Origin of the sequence: Blautia sp. HCP3S3_G3, from assembly GCF_052063365.1 — a bacterium.
GTDB lineage: Bacteria > Bacillota > Clostridia > Lachnospirales > Lachnospiraceae > Blautia_A.
The window spans coordinates 1-19,279 of the sequence record NZ_JBQHXR010000010.1 but is presented as its reverse complement, the minus strand read 5'-3'; the positions used below and the strand labels follow the sequence as shown (position 1 = coordinate 19,279).

General features: G+C 41.1%; 13 protein-coding genes. All 13 read right to left on the bottom strand.

Annotated features, from left to right (window positions below):
* Positions 1–32: 32 nt before the first annotated feature.
* The 13 genes from ACTNEW_RS10115 to ACTNEW_RS10055 all read right to left on the bottom strand — a co-directional run bounded on the left by ACTNEW_RS10115 (position 33) and on the right by ACTNEW_RS10055 (position 18,841).
* The gene (locus ACTNEW_RS10115; protein ID WP_441060481.1) at positions 33–524 is read right to left on the bottom strand and encodes a MogA/MoaB family molybdenum cofactor biosynthesis protein; all 492 of its coding nucleotides are present in this window, start codon (positions 522–524) and stop codon (positions 33–35) included.
* Positions 525–641: 117 nt separating this feature from the next.
* Positions 642–1,622, bottom strand: coding sequence for a GTP 3',8-cyclase MoaA (moaA, locus tag ACTNEW_RS10110; protein WP_441060479.1), 981 nt, complete (start codon positions 1,620–1,622; stop codon positions 642–644).
* 6 nt (positions 1,623–1,628) lie between these two features.
* Positions 1,629–2,108 carry a cyclic pyranopterin monophosphate synthase MoaC gene (gene moaC / locus ACTNEW_RS10105; protein WP_441060477.1) on the bottom strand — a complete coding sequence of 160 codons (480 nt, stop codon included), beginning with the start codon at positions 2,106–2,108 and terminating at the stop codon, positions 1,629–1,631.
* A gap of 140 nt (positions 2,109–2,248) precedes the next feature.
* The gene (locus tag ACTNEW_RS10100) at positions 2,249–4,846 is read right to left on the bottom strand and encodes a cation-translocating P-type ATPase (RefSeq protein ID WP_441060475.1); all 2,598 of its coding nucleotides are present in this window, start codon (positions 4,844–4,846) and stop codon (positions 2,249–2,251) included.
* A 523-nt stretch (positions 4,847–5,369) separates the two neighbouring features.
* A complete protein-coding gene (metG, locus tag ACTNEW_RS10095; protein WP_441060473.1) occupies positions 5,370–7,331 on the bottom strand; it encodes a methionine--tRNA ligase in 1,962 nt (653 codons plus the stop codon).
* Positions 7,332–7,580: 249 nt separating this feature from the next.
* Positions 7,581–7,772, bottom strand: a complete 192-nt coding sequence (locus tag ACTNEW_RS10090; RefSeq protein ID WP_441060471.1) for a hypothetical protein — start codon at positions 7,770–7,772, stop codon at positions 7,581–7,583.
* A gap of 282 nt (positions 7,773–8,054) precedes the next feature.
* Positions 8,055–9,857: a glycoside hydrolase family 2 protein gene (locus ACTNEW_RS10085; RefSeq protein ID WP_441060469.1), complete on the bottom strand. Its 1,803-nt coding sequence runs from the start codon at positions 9,855–9,857 to the stop codon at positions 8,055–8,057.
* Between the two features lie 305 nt (positions 9,858–10,162).
* Positions 10,163–12,880, bottom strand: coding sequence for a hypothetical protein (locus ACTNEW_RS10080; RefSeq protein WP_441060467.1), 2,718 nt, complete (start codon positions 12,878–12,880; stop codon positions 10,163–10,165).
* A 4-nt stretch (positions 12,881–12,884) separates the two neighbouring features.
* A complete protein-coding gene (locus ACTNEW_RS10075; protein WP_441060465.1) occupies positions 12,885–13,784 on the bottom strand; it encodes a carbohydrate ABC transporter permease in 900 nt (299 codons plus the stop codon).
* Positions 13,785–13,802: 18 nt separating this feature from the next.
* Positions 13,803–14,720 (bottom strand): ABC transporter permease, encoded by a 918-nt coding sequence (locus ACTNEW_RS10070; RefSeq protein WP_441060463.1) that lies wholly within the window; start codon positions 14,718–14,720, stop codon positions 13,803–13,805.
* 66 nt (positions 14,721–14,786) lie between these two features.
* The gene (locus ACTNEW_RS10065; RefSeq protein WP_441060461.1) at positions 14,787–16,295 is read right to left on the bottom strand and encodes an ABC transporter substrate-binding protein; all 1,509 of its coding nucleotides are present in this window, start codon (positions 16,293–16,295) and stop codon (positions 14,787–14,789) included.
* 99 nt (positions 16,296–16,394) lie between these two features.
* Positions 16,395–17,210 (bottom strand): response regulator transcription factor, encoded by an 816-nt coding sequence (locus ACTNEW_RS10060; RefSeq protein ID WP_441060459.1) that lies wholly within the window; start codon positions 17,208–17,210, stop codon positions 16,395–16,397.
* 2 nt (positions 17,211–17,212) lie between these two features.
* On the bottom strand, positions 17,213–18,841 hold the full coding sequence (locus tag ACTNEW_RS10055; RefSeq protein WP_441060457.1) for a sensor histidine kinase: 1,629 nt from the start codon (positions 18,839–18,841) through the stop codon (positions 17,213–17,215).
* Positions 18,842–19,279: the final 438 nt, after the last annotated feature.

Sequence of the window (19,279 nt, the reverse complement as noted above, 5' to 3'; positions counted from 1 at the left end):
TCCCATACTTCATGATTTACAATTAATTTTCCTCATTTCCGGGCACAATCTGTGGCTTCACCGGTCAGAATTTCAATGCCATGGACAAGAGAATCCACGATATATTCCAGACTTTCCCTGACTGCCTTAGGACTTCCCGGGAGATTAATGATCAGCGTTTTTTTCCTGATTCCTGCTGTGGCACGGCTCAGCATAGCCCTCTTCGTAATCGTCATACTGTAAGCACGTATCGCCTCCGGAATCCCCGGAACTCTGCGCTCGATGATGTCCTCTGTAGCCTCCGGCATCACATCCCTCTGGGAAAAACCGGTTCCTCCTGTGGTCAGAATCAGCTCTGCTGCATGGGAGTCCGCAATCTCTGCCATCCGTCCTGCCAGCATCTCCCGGTCATCCGGAAGAAGATCCATGGAAACCACTTCGTACCCTTCCCGCTCCAGAATTTCTCTGATTGCAGGACCGCTCAGATCCTCCCGTTCCCCTCTGTATCCTGTATCACTTGATGTAATAATTGCTGCCCGTTTCATAATGTACCTCCATCTTCTCAAGAACATATTCCCATACATCGTGTTTCAATTTTTATTCTAAGCTCTATGCATCCCGATCTGTTCTCATCTTCTATCCAAAAGCCCATAACCAATCCATCATCCGCCAATCTGGGACATACATAATTTCTCTGTCTCATCTTCCGGCGCTTTTTCCAGAAAAGCATGTCCTTCCGGCTTCTCTGCAAGCGCCTCTCTGATTACTTTTTTCAGATCTTCATCCGTCCCGCCGGAACGGATAACCTCCCGTAGATCCCTTCCTGCGGTATACTGCAGGCAGGTCTTGAGATACCCCTGCGAAGTCAGCCGGATCCGGTTGCATTCCCTACAGAATTTATGGCTGATCGCACTGATAAAACCGATTTTCCCCATAAAACCGTTCACAGAATAATAATGACACGGTCCATTTCCAATTTTCTCGCCCTCATAGGGAATCAGTTTCCCGAAACACTTCTCCAGAAGTTTGATGATCTCTGCTTCCTGCATTCCCCGGAATTCTTTGCCATATCCAATCGGCATCATTTCTATAAAACGAACATGAAGCGGATACTTCTGCGCCAGTGCTGCAATCTCACACAGATCCTGCTCTTCCAGTCCCAGCGGAACACAGTTGATTTTCAGAGAAACCGACGGATACTTCAGTGCTTCCCGGATTCCTTCAAGAGTTTCATGAAGATTGTCTCTTCCTGCAATCTTCTGATAACACACTTCCTCCAGACTGTCCAGGCTGATATTCAGTCCGTCCAGACCGGCGTATGCCAGGTCTTTCATTTGTTCTTTTAGCAACACACCATTCGTGGTAAGAGTCACCTTCCGGATACCGGGAATCTCTTTCAGCAGCCTGATCAGAGACGGCATCCCGGGCCTCACCAGAGGTTCTCCGCCGGTCAGTTTGATCTTGCAGATTCCAAGCTCTGCCATTACACGGACGACCCGTACCAGTTCCGGCTCCTGCAGAATCATCGAACGGTCTACCAGCTTTACTCCGCCCTCAGGCATACAGTAAATACAGCGGAGGTTACACCGATCTGTCACAGAAATCCGCAGATAGTCTATTTTTCGTCCACAGCGGTCTATCATTTCTTATCAATCAAAACGGAAAGTTCCGCTTTTTCCTCCTGTCTTTTCTACCAGATGGATATCCGACATCACCATATGCTTATCAATTGCTTTACACATATCATAAATCGTCAGAAGAGTCACCTGCACCCCTGTAAGCGCCTCCATTTCCACCCCTGTTTTTCCTTCTGTTTTTACGGTGCAGAACACACGAATCATATTTTTTTCTCTGTCCAGTTCATAGTCAATGGAGCATTTCTGCACAGGAAGAGGGTGGCACATCGGCACCAGATCGGAGGTTCTTTTGACCCCCATAATTCCAGCTACGCGAGCGACTCCAAGTACGTCACCTTTTTTTACCGTTCCCCGGGAAACTGCTTCCATAATCTGTTCGCCAACATGGATCGTCCCTGTGGCAACTGCAGTCCGGAATGTCACATTTTTCCCTGAAACATCCACCATTACCGCATTTCCATTCTCGTCAAAATGAGTAAAACCCTCTCCCATCATCCTTCTCCTTCCACCTGCCGCAATCTCATTATAGTATAAAAAATAACCACCGCCTCGTCAAGTAAACCTTCCGGATAACTCTCTGCGGTAAACCTTCCGGATGACTCTCTGCAACAGTAAATTTCCCGGTTAAATCTCTACGATTGCAGTCTTTTTAATAACTGTATCACCGGCAATGTCAGAAATGCAAGTCCATATACCGTCAGAAGCTGTATCAGATTCAGTGTCTGCACAGCAAACATCCTGTGCAGGGCAGGAACAGTCAGCACCGCTGTAAGAAGTACAAATCCTGCCAGAAATGCACCCTGCATGTATTTATTATTGAAAAACTGTTTTACAGAGCAAATCGGTTTTGTGCTTTTGCAGTTATATCCATGTATCAGTCTGGAAAGACAGAGCACGCCAAACGCCATCGTACTGGCAAGCTTTGTATTCCCGCCCTGATAACCGACCAGAAACGCTCCCATCGTAACGATACCGATTACACTGCCCTCGATTCCTACTCTCTGAAGAAATGTTCCGGTAAGAATGGATTCATTCACAGGACGGGGTTTTTCCTTCATCACCGTATGTTTATGCGGCTCCAGTCCAAGAGCAATTGCCGGCAGGCTGTCTGTCACAAGATTGATAAACAGCAGATGAACCGCCGCAAAAGGTACCGGAAGGCCAAACAGAGAAGCTGCGAGAACCACCAGTATTGCCGCAAAATTCCCGGACAGAAGGAACAAAATGGAGCGCCTGATATTTGCATATACGTTTCTTCCATTTTCCACAGCCTGAATAATGGTGGCAAAATTATCGTCCGTCAAAATCATAGAAGAGGCATCCTTGGAAACTTCCGTTCCCGTAACTCCCATGGCAACACCGATATCTGCCTGTTTCAGTGCCGGTGCGTCATTAACGCCATCTCCGGTCATAGCCACAATATTGCCTTTTTCCTGCCATGCACGGACAATCCGGATCTTATGCTCCGGAGTCACCCGCGCATATACAGAAATATGCTCCACAAAATCCTTCAGTTCCTCATCACTTAAATGGTCAATTTCCGCACCCTCGCACGCTTCAGACGGATCTTTCAGAATACCGATGCGTCGGGCGATCGCTGCAGCCGTTACTTTGTGGTCACCTGTGATCATAATCGGACGGATTCCCGCACTGATACAGTCTGCAACTGCACCAGCACTTTCCTTACGGGGCGGATCCATCATTGCGATCAGGCCGAGAAACACCAGATAATTTTCATCTTCGGGCTCCAGCGCTCTCTCCTGGTCCATCCTCCGGTAACCCATGCCCAGAACACGAAGTCCATCAGAAGAATACACTTCATTGGCTTTCTCAATCTCTCGTACATCTTCCGGTGTTATTTCACGCACCACTCCATCCTTCTGGATATATTTCACACGGTTCAGCATCACATCCACAGCACCCTTGGTGATCATCGTATATCCGTCACGCAGCTGGTGCAGCGTAGACATCAGTTTTCTGTCACTGTCAAAAGGAAGCTCACCGAGACGAGAATAAACCTCCCTCACACGCTGCGCAGGCACACCCCTCTTATTGCCAAGGTTGATCAGTGCTGTTTCCGTAGGATCTCCAATTTCCTGTCCGTCAATGTTTGTGGAATCATTGCAGAGGATGCTGTAACGCATCATTTGTTTATGCAGCGGATTCATTGGATTGATTTCCTTCGCCGGAATATCCTGTACGTCCAGGTAATAATGCTCTACTGTCATTTTGTTCTGAGTCAGAGTTCCGGTTTTGTCAGAACAGATTACAGAAACGCTTCCCAGACCCTCCACTGCCTGAAGCTTACGCACAATGGCTCCCTCTTTCGCCATCTTCTGCGTACCGAAACTCAGTACAATTGTTACAATGGAACTCAGAGCCTCCGGAATAGCTGCAACGGCAAGAGCCACCGCAAACAGAAATGCATCAGCCGCATTTCCGCCTTTCAGCACCTGCATGCCGAACAGCACAGCACACAGCACAAGGATTATAATAGACAGCTTCCGTCCGAACTGATCCAGATTCACCTGCAGAGGAGTTTTTTTCTCGGATGTATTCTTCAGAAGGTCGGCAATTTTGCCCACCTCTGTTTTCATCCCGATGTCTGTAACCAGGTACCGGGCCCGCCCATAGGTAGCAAAGCATCCGGAATACACCATGTTTCTGCGGTCTCCAAGCGCTAATTCTCCCTTGAGAGTTTCTCTTGTCTTTTCAACGCCCAGGCTTTCACCTGTCAGAGCGCTTTCATCTACTTTGAGACTGGCACTTTCCAGGATTCTGCCGTCAGCCGGTATGGCATCCCCTGCGTCCAGATAAACTTCATCTCCTACTGTTACTTCCCGGCTGGGAATTTCCACTACAATCCCGTTTCTCAGTACCTTTGCCGTTGGCGCAGACAGTTCTTTCAGACTATTCAGGGAATATTCTGCCTTGATTATCTGAACTGTACCAAGAATCGCATTCATGGTAATAACCACCAGAATGACTGCCGCACTTTCTGTTTCTCCCAGAAACATAGAAATCACAGCAGAACCGATCAGAATTATCACCAGAAAATCCCGGAACTGCTCCAGAAAAATCTGCAGAGTTGTTTTCTTCTTTGCCTCTGTCAGTTCATTCATTCCGTATTTCTGCTGTCTGGCTTTTACCTGACTGTCTGTCAGAGGCTCCAGAGTTCCGTTCAATTCCATCCGGATTTCTTCAGATGTCTGATTGTAATACGCTTTCATAGAATCACCCTTTCTTTTACTGATAAGATTTTCTTTACAGGATTCTGTTTGTATGCATTTTCTTTATATGGGCTGCCTTACAGGATTCTCTTATATAGGTTCTCTTATATATTTCTCCTTACAGGATTCCCGTTATACAACAAAAGCGAGACTTTCATTGTATGAAAAAACATACAATAAAAGTCTCGCTGTTTCATTACGATACGGACGGATAATTCACAGGTATTTCTGCTGACCTGGAGCGTACTTGAAAATTGCTCCGGGATTTTACCAACGATTATCCATCGAGATTGACGACATCGCAAACACAAATGTGCCAGCTACTCCCTTTTATCATTCATAATGTCCGTGTGGAACAGACATTTCCTTACTCTTACTATAATATTCTTCAGGAGCCTTTGTCAACCCGGTTATCCAAAAAATTCTGTATAATTTTTATTTAATCTCATCTTATCAGACGATTCCAAAAAAACACCTTTTGTCTCCCGGAAATAAATTTCCGGCTTTTCAGCATCTGCGGTGATCAGCAGATTTCCGCACCTGCAGGCATATCTTTCTCCGGAGCGACCAGAGCCAGATTGCCGTCAGCATCTTCTGCGCAGAGAATCATTCCCTCACTTAAGATACCGGCAAGCTTCGCGGGTTTCAGATTGGTAAGAACCATAACCTTCTTGCCTACCATTTCCTCAGGTGAATAACTGGATTTGATTCCGGATACAATCTGGCGCACCTGGCTGCCGATCTTTACCTGGGAGCAGAGAAGCTTACGGGATTTCTTCACCGCTTCGCAGGCGATGATCTCGCCAACCTGGAACTGTAATTTCTCAAAATCTTCAAATGTGATCTCCGGTTTTGCTTCAACATCGATCACATTCTCTTCTTCCAGCGGCTGTTCCTGTGTTTCCTCCACCTGCGGATGGCGTTCTGCAACTTTTGCCATAACCTCATCCAGTTTCAGACGTGCAAAGAGGATTTCCGGTGCTTCTGTTACTTTTGTTCCGGATTCATACAATCCAAATGTTTTCAGATCCTCAAGCGTTCTCTTGCCTGCATGTAACTGAGCAAGAATCTTTTCTGTAGTTTCTGGCATAAAGGACTCCAGAAGAGTCGCACCGATGCAGATGCTCTCTACAAGGTTGTAAAGAACGGTAGCAAGACGGTCCTGTCTGGTCTCATCTTTTGCCAGCGCCCACGGCATAGTCTCGTCAATATATTTGTTGCAGCGTTTGAACAGAGAAAATACCTCTGTGATCGCATCTGCCACACGGAGTTTTTCCATTTTTGCATCGACTTTTGCAGGGATGGACAGCACGAATTCTTTCAGATCGTCATCTACCGGCTCTGCTGTGCCTTTGTTTTCAACCACACCGCCAAAATATTTATTGGACATGGAAATGGTACGGTTTACAAGGTTGCCGAGGGTATTGGCAAGCTCAGAATTCAGACGTTCCACCATCAATTCCCACGTAATCACGCCATCGTTCTCAAACGGCATTTCGTGAAGTACGAAATAACGGACAGCATCTACACCAAAGAATTCCACCAGTTCATCTGCATAAAGAACATTTCCCTTGGATTTGCTCATTTTACCATCGCCCTGAAGCAGCCACGGATGTCCGAATACCTGCTTCGGAAGCGGCAAATCCAGTGACATCAGGAAAATCGGCCAGTAAATAGTATGGAAGCGGATGATATCCTTACCGATCAGATGAAGATCTGCCGGCCAGTTTTTCTGGAACTGCTCTGTACTTTCACCGTCACAATCGTAGCCGATACCGGTAATATAGTTGGTCAGTGCATCCAGCCATACATAAACCACATGGCCCGGATCAAAGTCTACCGGAATTCCCCATTTGAAGGAAGTTCTGGATACACAGAGATCCTGAAGTCCCGGAAGCAGGAAGTTGTTCATCATCTCATTCTTGCGGGATTCCGGCTGGATAAATTCCGGATGTGTATTGATATGCTCGATCAGGCGGTCTGCATATTTGCTCATTTTGAAGAAATAAGCTTCTTCCTTTGCAGGAACGCAAGGACGTCCGCAGTCCGGACATTTGCCGTCGACAAGCTGGGATTCTGTAAAGAAAGACTCACATGGAGTACAGTACATTCCTTCGTAATGTCCTTTATAGATATCTCCTTTTGCGTACATTTTTTTGAAAATCTTCTGTACCTGTTTTTCATGATCTGCATCTGTTGTACGGATAAATTTGTCATAAGATGTATTCATCAGATCCCAGATACCTTTAATTTCGCCGGATACATTGTCCACAAATTCCTTCGGAGTGATGCCTGCTTCTGCAGCCTTCAGCTCAATTTTCTGTCCATGTTCATCTGTTCCGGTCTGAAAAAATACATCATAGCCCTGCTGTCTCTTATAGCGGGCGATTGCGTCTGCCAGCACGATCTCATACGTATTTCCGATGTGCGGTTTGCCTGATGTATAGGCAATGGCAGTAGTGATATAGTATTTCTGCTTTTCCATTTCTGATTCCTCCTTAAATGGGAAATTCTCATAATTTCCCGTGTTTTATATCACAGGAAAATGCGAAGCACTTTCCTGTAACATAAAAAAACGCCCTCTCTGTTCTTATTCAGAGAAGACGAGTAAAACCCGTGTTACCACTTCTGTTCATTTCTGCCTCGCGGCCAGAAACCTTGCCAGGTACAGGATTCCTGTGAAAATTCCCTTCAAAAATAAATCTCCTCTGCTCCCTGTCTGAACAGACGTGACTTATGATTTCCGGATTCCGTTCACATCCGATACCTTCCCGCTGTAACAGGCGGTCCTGTCGCAGCCTACCATGTGCTGTGCTTCCGAAGTCCTCTCTGGCACATATTCTGCAAAACAATCTCTGTACCAGTTTCTCCGGAACACGCCCATATTCGACAGCGCCCCTCTGAAGCCATCTTCCATATGCCCCATACACATCCCTCTCAGCCCCGGGCAAAAGTCCCTTCGGGGATTTCTCTGTAATGCGGTATGCACGTGTACTCTCTTCTTCCACGAGTTTTCTCTCTGCCCTGATTCTCCAACGGTGTGTCAGACCGGACAGTTATTGATTTTGACAGTATTTTTCCTGTCGTATGTTCAAATACTAGCACACTTTCCGTGGTTTGTAAACCCGGGATTTTGATCTAATAATGCCGCAGAACAGGATGTGAAATTTCCACCCATTCTGCGGCTTATTGCCCTGCATAATTCTGTTTACATGAAAGATCTCCAGTATCCGACCTTGCGCTCATTGATCTCACGGATGATTTCCGGATCAATCTTGAAATTGCGTTCCATATCCATCAGGCCATTGATCTCCTGCTGTACATCCGATACCTGTGTATAGCAGAAACCACAGCAGTACGGAATTTCTTTTACCGCTGTTGTGATACGGTCAAAACGGTCAATAAACGCTTCTTTTGTTGCCACAGTATTACCATATCCCCACTGTCCCTCTGAGCCGCCGGAGAACGCAATTCCGCCGTACTCACTGATGATGATCGGCTGACCCTTGTAAGCAAATCCATTTGCCAGTGCACTGTGATGACCGCAATGATAAACATCATTATTCAGAAGTTCATCCTTATATTCTGTATAACGGGCTTTCAGAACCTCTCCGCATTCTTCATAATCATGCAGAGTAATGATATCGGAAATGGTGTGCTCCCATCCGTCATTGACAATTACCGGACGATATTTATCAATACTCTTGGTCAGATGATACAGCATCTCTGTAAAATGCTGCTGTGTCCGGTCTGTCTTGACCATTGGAACACCCCAGGATTCATTGACCGGCGTCCAGGTGATGATACACGGATGATTGTAATTCTGTCTTACGATTTCCAGCCACTCACGCGTGAATTCTTCCACAGCTTTATCAGAATACTGATATGCTGCAGCCACTTCACTCCATACAAGCATACCTTTCACATCACACCAGTACAGGAATCTCTCATCCTCTGTCTTCTGATGTTTGCGCAGGCCGTTATAACCCAGTGCATGAATCTTATCAATATCCTCAATCAGTGCTTCTTCTGAAGGCGGTGTCAGATGAGAATCTTTCCAGTAACCCTGATCCAGAATCAGTCTCTGGTACAGCTGACGTCCGTTCAGGAGAATATTCGGTCCGTCAATTCTGATCTCACGCATTGCAAAATACGATCCAATGGTATCCACTACTTCTCCGTCTTTTACCACTTGGAATGTCACATCATAAAGGCTTGGATCTTCCGGACTCCAGGTACGCACGCCCCACTCAAATCCATTGCCGCCCTTATGGTACACATCTGCAGTTGTTTTGATATGAGAAGAAGTCACTGCTGTTTTGGTTCTGCTGATCAGCGTGTCGCCGAAAGTCACTTCTGCCACAACTTCGATCTGTCCGTCAAGCAGGCATTCCGGTGCTTCCACCTCATATTCCAGTTCCAGTGCTGCATCGTGAAGAACCGGTGTCATTTTTACTTTGTCCAGGCGGACTTCCGGAACATATTCCGTCCATACGGTTTTCCAGATTCCGGTTGTCTGTACATACCAGCAGCCAAAATTATCATCTGTCCAGCGCTGTTTTCCACGCGGCTGCTGAGTATCAAAAGAATCCTCCGCCTTAACAGTAATCTCATTCTCTCCATCCTTCAAAAGCTCGGTAATGTCAAAAGAAAATCTTGCATAACCGCCTTTGTGATCTCCCGCATACTGACCGTTTACCCAGAGTTTTGTATGGAAATCACTGCCTTCAAAATGGATCATAAAACGTCTGCCTTCCAGTTTTCCGGCATCTACCTGAATGGTACGGTGATACCAGACATTGTCATGGCGTTTTTCATCCTGAATCCCACTCATTTTTGTTTCATAGGTAAATGGCACCTGAATCTTCAGATCTCCTGTAAATGTTTCAAACCATTTCTCACGTTCTCCCTGATTTGCATCATCAAATGCAAAATTCCAGGTCCCGTTTAAATTTTCCCAATCCTCACGAACAAACTGGGGTCTTGGATAATCTTTGATATAGCATTTCATGAACTATTTCCCTCCATCAATCATTTTTTATCCTTTTGTTTTATTAGCCTCTCCACACGAATGGGAGAAGACAACGCTTTTCCCAGATCGCAAAGGGTATCTACCTCCAGAATATCACACTCTTTAAATTTTGCCATCTTGTTCCATCCCCCGTAAATTCAATTGATACAATTATATCGAAAACAAAGAAAAATGGCAATTAGGCAAAAATAAATTTGAATTGCCAAAGAATATGTATTCCTATCGCGATGAATCAGCCTGAATAATTTACTGCAGAAGCTCCATGACATATAGCCTATATAAATCTAACAAATAAGCTGATAGTATATCGCTCCCTGTATTCCTTCCTGTAACAAAACAGTATACTTGGAAAAAGAATCTCTTACCGCAAACGTTAAAGTTGTAGTTACCTCCACCCGGATATCATTCGTTCCTGTCCTTGATAGTTCAGAGATATCAAATGTATACGGCTCACCGACAGCAGTCCCTGCGCATATTCCGTTTACCCATACTGTAACTGCTTCCTTCGCATATTGAAATTTCAATAGAGCCATCTTTTTATCTCCACTGTCAATCTTAAATTCGTAAGTAAGAATCCCTGCAAAACCCGGATATTCTTCCTCTATGTCAAAATTTTCCCATTCTTTTTGTTCTTTCCATACAGAAAAATCTGTATTATGAAAAGAATCTGCTCCGAAAATCCTTAATCCCCCAGTAAATCGTTTCCATTCTCCACCACTTTCTCTCATGTACCTTTGAAATGCCACCTGACCCGATTTTTTCATTTCCTGCATTTCTTTGTCTGATATATGACTGATCAATAACCAGACTTCCCCTGGATTCAGTTTCACATTCACATGTCCATCGTCAGATTTTTCCAAATTATACAATGCATTATTAAACGCATCATACCGTATAAGTTGTTCCATAAAAGGCAATTCAAGATTTCCTTCAATCACTCCCTGCTTTCCTTCATGAAACAGCATATAAATATGATGTTCATCTTCTGTTAGATAATGATAATAGCGGAGCCATTCCAATTGCTCCTGTTGAGTATTCATAGATATCGTCATCTGACAAAATCCCTGTTGTCTCAATCTGTCTGCCAATTCGTCCAGTTCAATATTAACACATCCTTCTAAGTACTCTCCAGAATAGTTTTCCGGTATTGACCATATTTCACCTTCCCTGCTGTTATTCGGTAACTTCCCATTTACCTGATAGACACAGATGTGAAATTTCAAACAGTTATTGATACATATTTTCAATTCTTCAGGATAGCAATCAGCCATAGGAATCAAAAGGCAGCGAAGACGCAGGCTTCCAATTATAATTACACCCTCCTGATATTCTGCATTTTTTAACGCTTCCAATGGAATCACTTCGTAATCCATCTGACTTTTCATTAATCTTTCCCCAACTGTGTGAAAATACATGGTCCTGCCAAGCCATTCCGCTTCTGCATGATACAATACACCTATATCCGTCAATGGTTTTCCACCGCTTAGAAGATGAGCGGTACGATTCATATACTCAAAAAGCATACGCATATATGGATATTGCGGATTTCTTCCATGACAGTAAAAATGCGGCGGACAATCCTCATCAGGAAATTCTTTTTCTGTAAACGCATGTGGGACAAATACATTCAAACCGCGTACAAGCATATGATCCGCAAGCCATTTCATCATGCTAATCCCTTCTGTCCAACCATATGCTCCAAATATTTCGCACATCGCCCTTCCATGAGTTTTTGTATCTATATGAGCCATCGAAGCCCCTAATTTCCCAAGTCCATAAAAATTAAACGCACCATCCTGAGTTCCGCAGGAACAAAATCCATATTGCAAATAATCCTTTTGAGGAAGAATCTGCTGTAACACAACATCAATACCAGACATGTCCTGACCTGTCAATGCCCTGAAATAATGCCCCGGTCCACAACCAAGTCTGGCATGACAATTATTATCTTCAATCACATGTCCCACATAAAGAACATTATGACTATGACACCAGGCTGAAATCTGTCCTGTAAAATTTCTGCGATACAAATCAGTCAATGTATCCATATACGCTGCTCTGATTTTCTTTGTATCTTTTCCACAGGGAAACCATAATGCCGGAAGCAGCTTTCTCATCAGCTTTTCCTTATTATCTGTAAGAATTCCCTGTTCAAAAAGCTTTTCACTTAATTCTTCAGCAATATACTCATTCCATGGCAAATGCATATCTGCACCTATCTGATATTGGAACGAATACCCCCTTTTATTATCAGAATTATAAAATCCAGGTTCATCAGAAAAGAACCCTTCTATTACATTCCCAAAATATTCTTTATAGTGTTGATAATGTTTTTCATAAGTTTCTTCTAAAAGTAATTTTACAGAATCCGGATTTGTCATATCTATATAATCGATAAATGTATTCTGTTTTCTCAGCATTTTCGTTATGATATAAAGGCGATGTTTTCCTTCCGGCAAATTCAATTTCAGCCACCCAGCCTCTACCTCTTCAGTCATATCCTTACAAACACCATCAGAATCAAAACTTTCTCCGCTTACTCTTTTTACAAGAATTGCAGCAACTAACTCCTCACCTTCCTGAAGTAAGCCGCCATTTCTATTATTTTCAAGATAAACAGAAACTCTTCCATTTTTGACCGGTCCTGCAATATCCATTTCTTGATGAAAGATTTGCCATTGCTTCAAATTCTCCGGTGAATTTCTGATTCTTCCATTAGCATACCCTGTAGGAAAATGAGCATCATCCAGAATCCATACCTTCATACCCAGACTTTGAGCCTTGTTAAGCAAAATATCCATATCATTCCACCACTTTTCTCCAAGAAAATCCGGATGTGGTCTGGATTCCACACAAAAAGCTCTGCAACCCGACTGGTAAATATGTTCTACATAATCTTCCAGAGTGTTTCGATCCGCTCCATGCAGCCACAAAAAAGGATAAAGATAATTACTTTCTTTTCCATAAAGCACTTCCTGAAGCCTATTTCTACATTTTTCCATTCTTTCACCCCTTTACAGCTCCGATTGTAATGCCCTTTACAAAGTATTTTTGAAAAAACGGATAGGCAAGCAAGACAGGAAGAATCCCTATTATTCCAATAGCCATACGCATAGTTGTTGTTGGAAGAGTAGAAGCATTCATCACCATTCCTGCCTGCGAAGAATTATTTGCCAGAAAACTGATATTTTCATTAATTCGATTTAAAACATTCTGAATACTATAATATTGACTTCCATACTTGTCATCAAGAAAATAAAGACCATTTGTCCAGTCATTCCAATAACCAAGAGCATACATTAATCCTACCGTTGCAAATATGGGTTTTGACAGCGGAATCACAATACAGCGGAATATTGTCAGTTCTCCTGCTCCATCAATTCTCGGAGCTTCCAAAAGTTCCGTTGGAATATTGTTTGCAAAATAATTCCGCAATAGAATTAAATTAAAAGCATTCATAAGCAAATTTGGTACCAGCAAAGCAAATATCGTGTTTTTTATATTGAATATTTTTGTATAAACCAAATATGTGGATACAATTCCTCCATTAAATAACATTGTAAAAACTACATAAAATGTAAGAATACTTTTTCCGGGTAAATCTTTCTGCGCCAATGTATAAGCAAACATCGAAGAAATCAGTAAAGCAATAAACGTACCTGCTATAGTCACAACAATTGTCACAAAATATGCTCTCCCTATACTGCTCCATTCTCTGATAATATATTCATATGCAGCAGTACTGAATTTACCGGGAATAATACGATATCCCTCCACAATAGCCGTTTCATTATCCGTAAACGATGCACTTACCAATAAAATAAATGGAAACAATGCCAAAACAGATCCCACAATAAGAATTACATGTGCAATACCCTCCATAATTTTATCTTGTTTCGTATACATATTTATCTCCTTCTTTCTTCAGAATAGCGCGTTATCTTTATCTACTTTTCGAACTATCCAGTTCGCAAGCAAAATCAGAATAAATCCTACAATCGATTGGTAAAAGCTTGCTGCTGAGGCTAACCCATAATCAGGATTTTTCATCAATGCATTATAAACATACACATCGATTGTCCTCGTAACATCATATAACATACCTGAATTTCTGGGAACCTGATAAAATAAACCAAAGTCAGAATAAAAAATATGTCCAATGTTCAACAATGTCATCGTAATAACTGTAGATTTCAACATAGGAAGTGTAATATAACGAATCTGATTCCATTTTCCAGCACCATCAATACGTGCTGCCTCATAATAATCTTTACTTATACCTACAATAGTCGATAAATAAATCACCATCGTAAAGCCCAGACCTTTCCATTCACTGACAAATGTCAGAATCAATGGCCAAAATTTCTTCACCGTATACCATGAAACTCCTTCTTTTCCCAATGCCGGAAGAATTGTTTTATTTAAAAATCCTGTATCTGAAGAAAGAAAAGCATACGACAGATACCCGACAATCACCCAACTCATCAAATAAGGAATCAGCAACACACTCTGATATAAACTTGAAGCTACTCTGCTTCGTATTTCACTCAGCAGAATTGCCAGAGCAATCCCCATCACTGTTCCCAAAATAATAAATGCCAGATTATACAAAAGCGTATTTCTTGTAATTGTCCATGCATCTTTGCTTCGAAACAAAAAACCGAAATTTTCCAGTCCGCACCATGGACTTTTCAGAATCCCCTCGCGAAAGTTTAATTTTTTAAAAGCAATAACCAGTCCAAACATCGGCATATAGTTATTGATAAAAAAATAAATAATACCCGGAACTGCCATAAGATAAAAAGGAACATATTTTTTCCATTTATTCTTCTTTTTTTTCATAACATACCACCTTCAGACTATTATTACAGACAGAGCCAGGTTTATCCCTGGCTCTGTCTGTATAAATCACTTATTAGCTGCCCATTCATCAAGCTGTTTCTGATTTTCTGCGATAACCTCCTGAATTCCTGCTGCATCTAATGCTTCCAGGAACTCCGGAAGTACAACTTCAGGATCAACTGATCCACTTTCCAAAGCAGCCTGATATTGCTGAATAACAGTACCTACCGCTGATATTTCACTCTTCACAGGATCACTGTTAAAACAATACCCTAATGCCTTTGACTGTTTCTCCGGTTTATTAGCTTCCTCATTGAAAGCACTCATACGTTCAAAAATGTCTGCCGGAGCCGGTTCCCACTGATAGATTTTAGATTTATCACCATACAGACCAAGGGTATTCACATAACCACTGGTGTTTGCATCCAATCCTTCCGGATATGTAATAATTCCTTCGTTGTCTGTTTTAACATAATGCACGCCTTCAATACCATAACGAAGTAAATTTGCGATATCCGTATCCTTATACATCAAATTTACAAATTCTAATGTTTTTTCAGGATTTTCACAGGTAATCGGAAGAGCCCATTCCGAAATCTGATAACAGGAAGTTTTTGCAACAACATCTGTTAACGGAATTGCTGTCATTGTATAGCCATAATCCTGCGAACACAAAGCAGGCATGTCCGGTTCAACGGAATTCAGGTTTCCAAGATACCTTCCTGAACGCATCAAATCAACCTGACTCTCAGTCATAGTTGTACAATCTTTAGCAAAATATCCTGCTTCATACCACTTACGCATCCAGGTTAAATGTTCCTTATATTCTTCTGTTGCATACAGATTTACAACTTCCAAATCATCTCTTCCGCCATTCATCAGAACACCAGACGCAGTTGATGATCCCAATTCATCATACAAATTAAAAACATTATATGTACCAAGACCGGAACCAACACTGTTAAACATATAGAAATTCTCTCCCTCGCCTTCTTTTACTTTGGAAAGAAAAGCATCCATCTCTTCGTAGGAAAGACCATCATACTGGTTAAACCCATATTTATCCAACAGGTCCTGTCGCATCAGAATTCCATACTGTCTGCCCATTTTTTCTTCATCAGGAATGGCATATAGTTTATTGTTAAAATATCCGCCCGCCATTGCAATTCCTTCAGCTGCCGCTACATCAGGGCAATATTCTTCAAATAAGTCATCAAGTTCTAAAAGTTGCCCCTTATTTGCATAAACTCCCGGACCATTTTCTAAAAGAATCATCATTAAATCAAGTTTTTCACCAGAAGCAATCATCAAATCCTGCTGTGTATGTCTTTCTGCTATACTGATTGGATACAGAGAAACTTTTACATTAATCTCGGGTACTGTAATTTCATTTACTGCATCCTCTACCATCTGAAGGTCTTTCGGCACTGTTCCTGGATGCATATATGTCATTACCATTTCAAAAGGTTCTTCCGCACTTGCCTCTTCTGCCATACATACCGCTGAACTACTGCCCAGAGTCATTGATAAAGCCATAACTCCTGCTAAAAGTTTTTTCGTATTCTTTCTATTCATTTTTTTCCTCCATCTTTTTTAGACTCAACACGTTTTATCTAGATAAAAGCTACTATAAAAATAACAAGGATATGGCAAAATTGCCATATCCCAAAACGATTACATGTTATTCTTTTCCGATTTTTCACTATTTTCTAAATTCTGCCTGTATTGAGTCGGTGATATATCGTATATTTTTTTAAACATTTTCACAAAACTTGGATAATTTGCATATCCGAGTTCAACAGCAATAACATTAGCAGAAATATTTGTCTCTTCCAGCATACATGCAGCAATCGACATTTTTTTCTCAATAATATAACGATTTATGGATTTTCCCGTTTCCTTCTTGATCAGGCGGCTTAAATAATCCGGATGCAAAGCAAGTAATTTGGCAATTTCTTCAACCATGATATCCTGGTTTAAGTGTTTTATTACATAATCATCCACGATACTCAGAATTTCCATCGAATTTATACGTTTTCCGTGCTGAATCTCAACATTTTTAATTCTATCATCAATAAAGTTTTTCCCAAAAGTGGCCAACTGTTCCTTTTTCTGATCCATTTTCACTTTATCGACTATTCTTTTTACTACTTCTTCCACTTCCTGGAACGGTACCGGTTTTACAAGATACTCGCTGCATCCCAGCCGAATAGCTTCTCTGGCATATTTAAAATCTGCATGGCAGGTAAGAAACAGACACTCCATCTTACCATACTTATCTCTAATCCAACGAATCAGTTCAAGTCCGCTCCCACCCGGCATTTCAATATCACAGAGTACGATTTGAATTTCATTTTCTTCAATAACTTTTTTGGCCTCTGACACATTGTAGGCTTCAAATACATTTTCTATTCCACAAACCTCCCAATGAACGCCCATCATAAGACCTTGCAAAGATATCCATTCATCATCAACAATCAGTAAATTCATTTTTATGATTCCTTCTTCCCTTCATCCAAAATCAACTTTGGAATGATAACAGTTACCTTGCTTCCTTCTCCATATTTCGATTCAACAACCATAGTTGCTTCTTCTCCATACTGATACTCCAAACGTTTTCTGCAATTCCACAACCCAATATGTTCCTCTTCCTCTTTATGTACAATATCTCCTCTGCTAATTTCTTCCAATACTTCCGGAGGAATGCCATTTCCGTTATCCTCTACAACAATCTCTATTTTTTGATTTTTTTCAGCAACACTAATCTGAATGGAAATTTTTTCACCTATTTTCAAACCATGTGATATGCTGTTTTCTACAAATGTATAAATCAAAAATGTTGGTATTCTTTCATTTTTCAGATTTTCATCCACATCTATATTTATCTCAAAAGAATTTCTGTAGCGAATATTTGCGAGTTCTAGGTAATTTTCTATAAACATTATTTCATCATTAACTCTTCTAACATCTTCCACTCCACACATACTTTTCCTGTAATAGGTCACTAAACAGATAATCATTTCCTGAATTTTTTCAAAATCCTTCATCTGCGCCAGATTAAAAAGCAGATTGAATGAATTCAAAAGAAAATGTGGTCGGATTTGTAATTGAAGATTTGATAATTCTATTTTCTTTTTCTCCAGCTTTCTTTCATAATTATCAATTTTCAAACACATAATCTGATCCATCATAGAATTAAATGTATGATTAATATTTTGAAACTCATACGAAGTACGATATTCCGGAATGCGATAATCCGTTTTTTCCTTTTTTACCATCTCCATCGCCATATTGATTTTCTTCATAGGTACCAGTACAATCCTTTTTAGTATTACAAGAATCAACGGTGTCACCATTAATAATAACAACGACATATAATAATTTCGTTTTTGGATTATTGGAAGCTGTTCTGTAATCTCTTTCTTAGGAAGAAGCATCGACAATACAAGTTCCACTCCATAGAGTTTCGATTTGGAGATAACTGCTACATAGCCGTTTTCTGATTTTTGGGGCTTTTCTTCAAGAAAAAAAGCCATTCTTTCATAAGAAAAAGAATCCTCTATCTCTTTCAAAATTTCATTAATACTCATCAGTCCACCAAGAAATGCATCTCCCTGATCCATAATGTCTACCAGAAAATATTCTTCTTCAATACGAATAATTTTCCATCGACTTTTTCTATCATACATATTATCAATCAGCGTATTCTCCAATTTCTCCTTTTCTGATAAAAAAGATACATTTATATTCAACAACATATCTTGTCCATCTTTATAATAAAATACCCCTGCAGTTCTTGGGTTTACAATAATTTGCTCATTAAATTCCCGATTAAGATTAATCTTGGCAAGTGTATATTTATTCTCATTCTTTTTCTGGACCATCTGCATAAAAAATGTATCATTGCCCATTCTACTCAGATATTTGTCCATAGCATTCATGTCCCGTTCTAACTGAGCCATAAAAATATTTAACGTACTTTCAATTGCGTCCACTGTATGTTTTTCCATAATTTTCATCGAATCATATGTTACATAAACCAACATAATACTTAAAGGCAATACCAATAACAAAATTAATAAAAAAATTTTTGTAATAACAGATTTTCGTAATCTACTCATACAGCCACCCCTTCTCTGCTTCTCCATTCTCTTCCATTATATCTGTTTCATCATTTTTCTTAAGCACACATAATCTCTCACTGTATCTATTTTATATAATTCATATTCACAAATTCATCTCACCGATGTTTGTCAGAAGCTTATTCATTATATCAAAAATATATTCAATTTTATGATGATGGGGTCAAAAGGTATTTTGACCCCTCTGATACACGGATTTCTCCGCACTTTGTGCTCCCGAAATCCTAAAAACATTCGAAATCCGCCCTATTCGGGCTACTTTCTCATGTTTTTGCGGGTCCCAAAGTCATGTTTTTTCATGCAAGCTGAAGTGGTAAACTAATTTTGGACACGGAGGGGTCAATTTTTAGACACATATGAGTTATAATCTAAACAGTGAACTCTCATATTTAGTCATGATTGATTCCCAGTTCCACA

Bases quoted from the DNA above. Each gene is read 5' to 3' on its own strand.
- ACTNEW_RS10065 (WP_441060461.1), bottom strand. From the start codon at position 16,295: ATGAATAGAAAGAATACGAAAAAACTTTTAGCAGGAGTTATGGCTTTA.
- ACTNEW_RS10055 (WP_441060457.1), bottom strand. From the start codon at position 18,841: ATGAGTAGATTACGAAAATCTGTTATTACAAAAATTTTTTTATTAATT.
- ACTNEW_RS10080 (WP_441060467.1), bottom strand. From the start codon at position 12,880: ATGGAAAAATGTAGAAATAGGCTTCAGGAAGTGCTTTATGGAAAAGAA.
- ACTNEW_RS10075 (WP_441060465.1), bottom strand. From the start codon at position 13,784: ATGTATACGAAACAAGATAAAATTATGGAGGGTATTGCACATGTAATT.
- ACTNEW_RS10060 (WP_441060459.1), bottom strand. From the start codon at position 17,210: ATGAATTTACTGATTGTTGATGATGAATGGATATCTTTGCAAGGTCTT.
- ACTNEW_RS10070 (WP_441060463.1), bottom strand. From the start codon at position 14,720: ATGAAAAAAAAGAAGAATAAATGGAAAAAATATGTTCCTTTTTATCTT.
- ACTNEW_RS10115 (WP_441060481.1), bottom strand. From the start codon at position 524: ATGAAACGGGCAGCAATTATTACATCAAGTGATACAGGATACAGAGGG.
- moaC (WP_441060477.1), bottom strand. From the start codon at position 2,108: ATGGGAGAGGGTTTTACTCATTTTGACGAGAATGGAAATGCGGTAATG.
- moaA (WP_441060479.1), bottom strand. From the start codon at position 1,622: ATGATAGACCGCTGTGGACGAAAAATAGACTATCTGCGGATTTCTGTG.
- metG (WP_441060473.1), bottom strand. From the start codon at position 7,331: ATGGAAAAGCAGAAATACTATATCACTACTGCCATTGCCTATACATCA.
- ACTNEW_RS10100 (WP_441060475.1), bottom strand. From the start codon at position 4,846: ATGAAAGCGTATTACAATCAGACATCTGAAGAAATCCGGATGGAATTG.
- ACTNEW_RS10090 (WP_441060471.1), bottom strand. From the start codon at position 7,772: ATGGGGCATATGGAAGATGGCTTCAGAGGGGCGCTGTCGAATATGGGC.
- ACTNEW_RS10085 (WP_441060469.1), bottom strand. From the start codon at position 9,857: ATGAAATGCTATATCAAAGATTATCCAAGACCCCAGTTTGTTCGTGAG.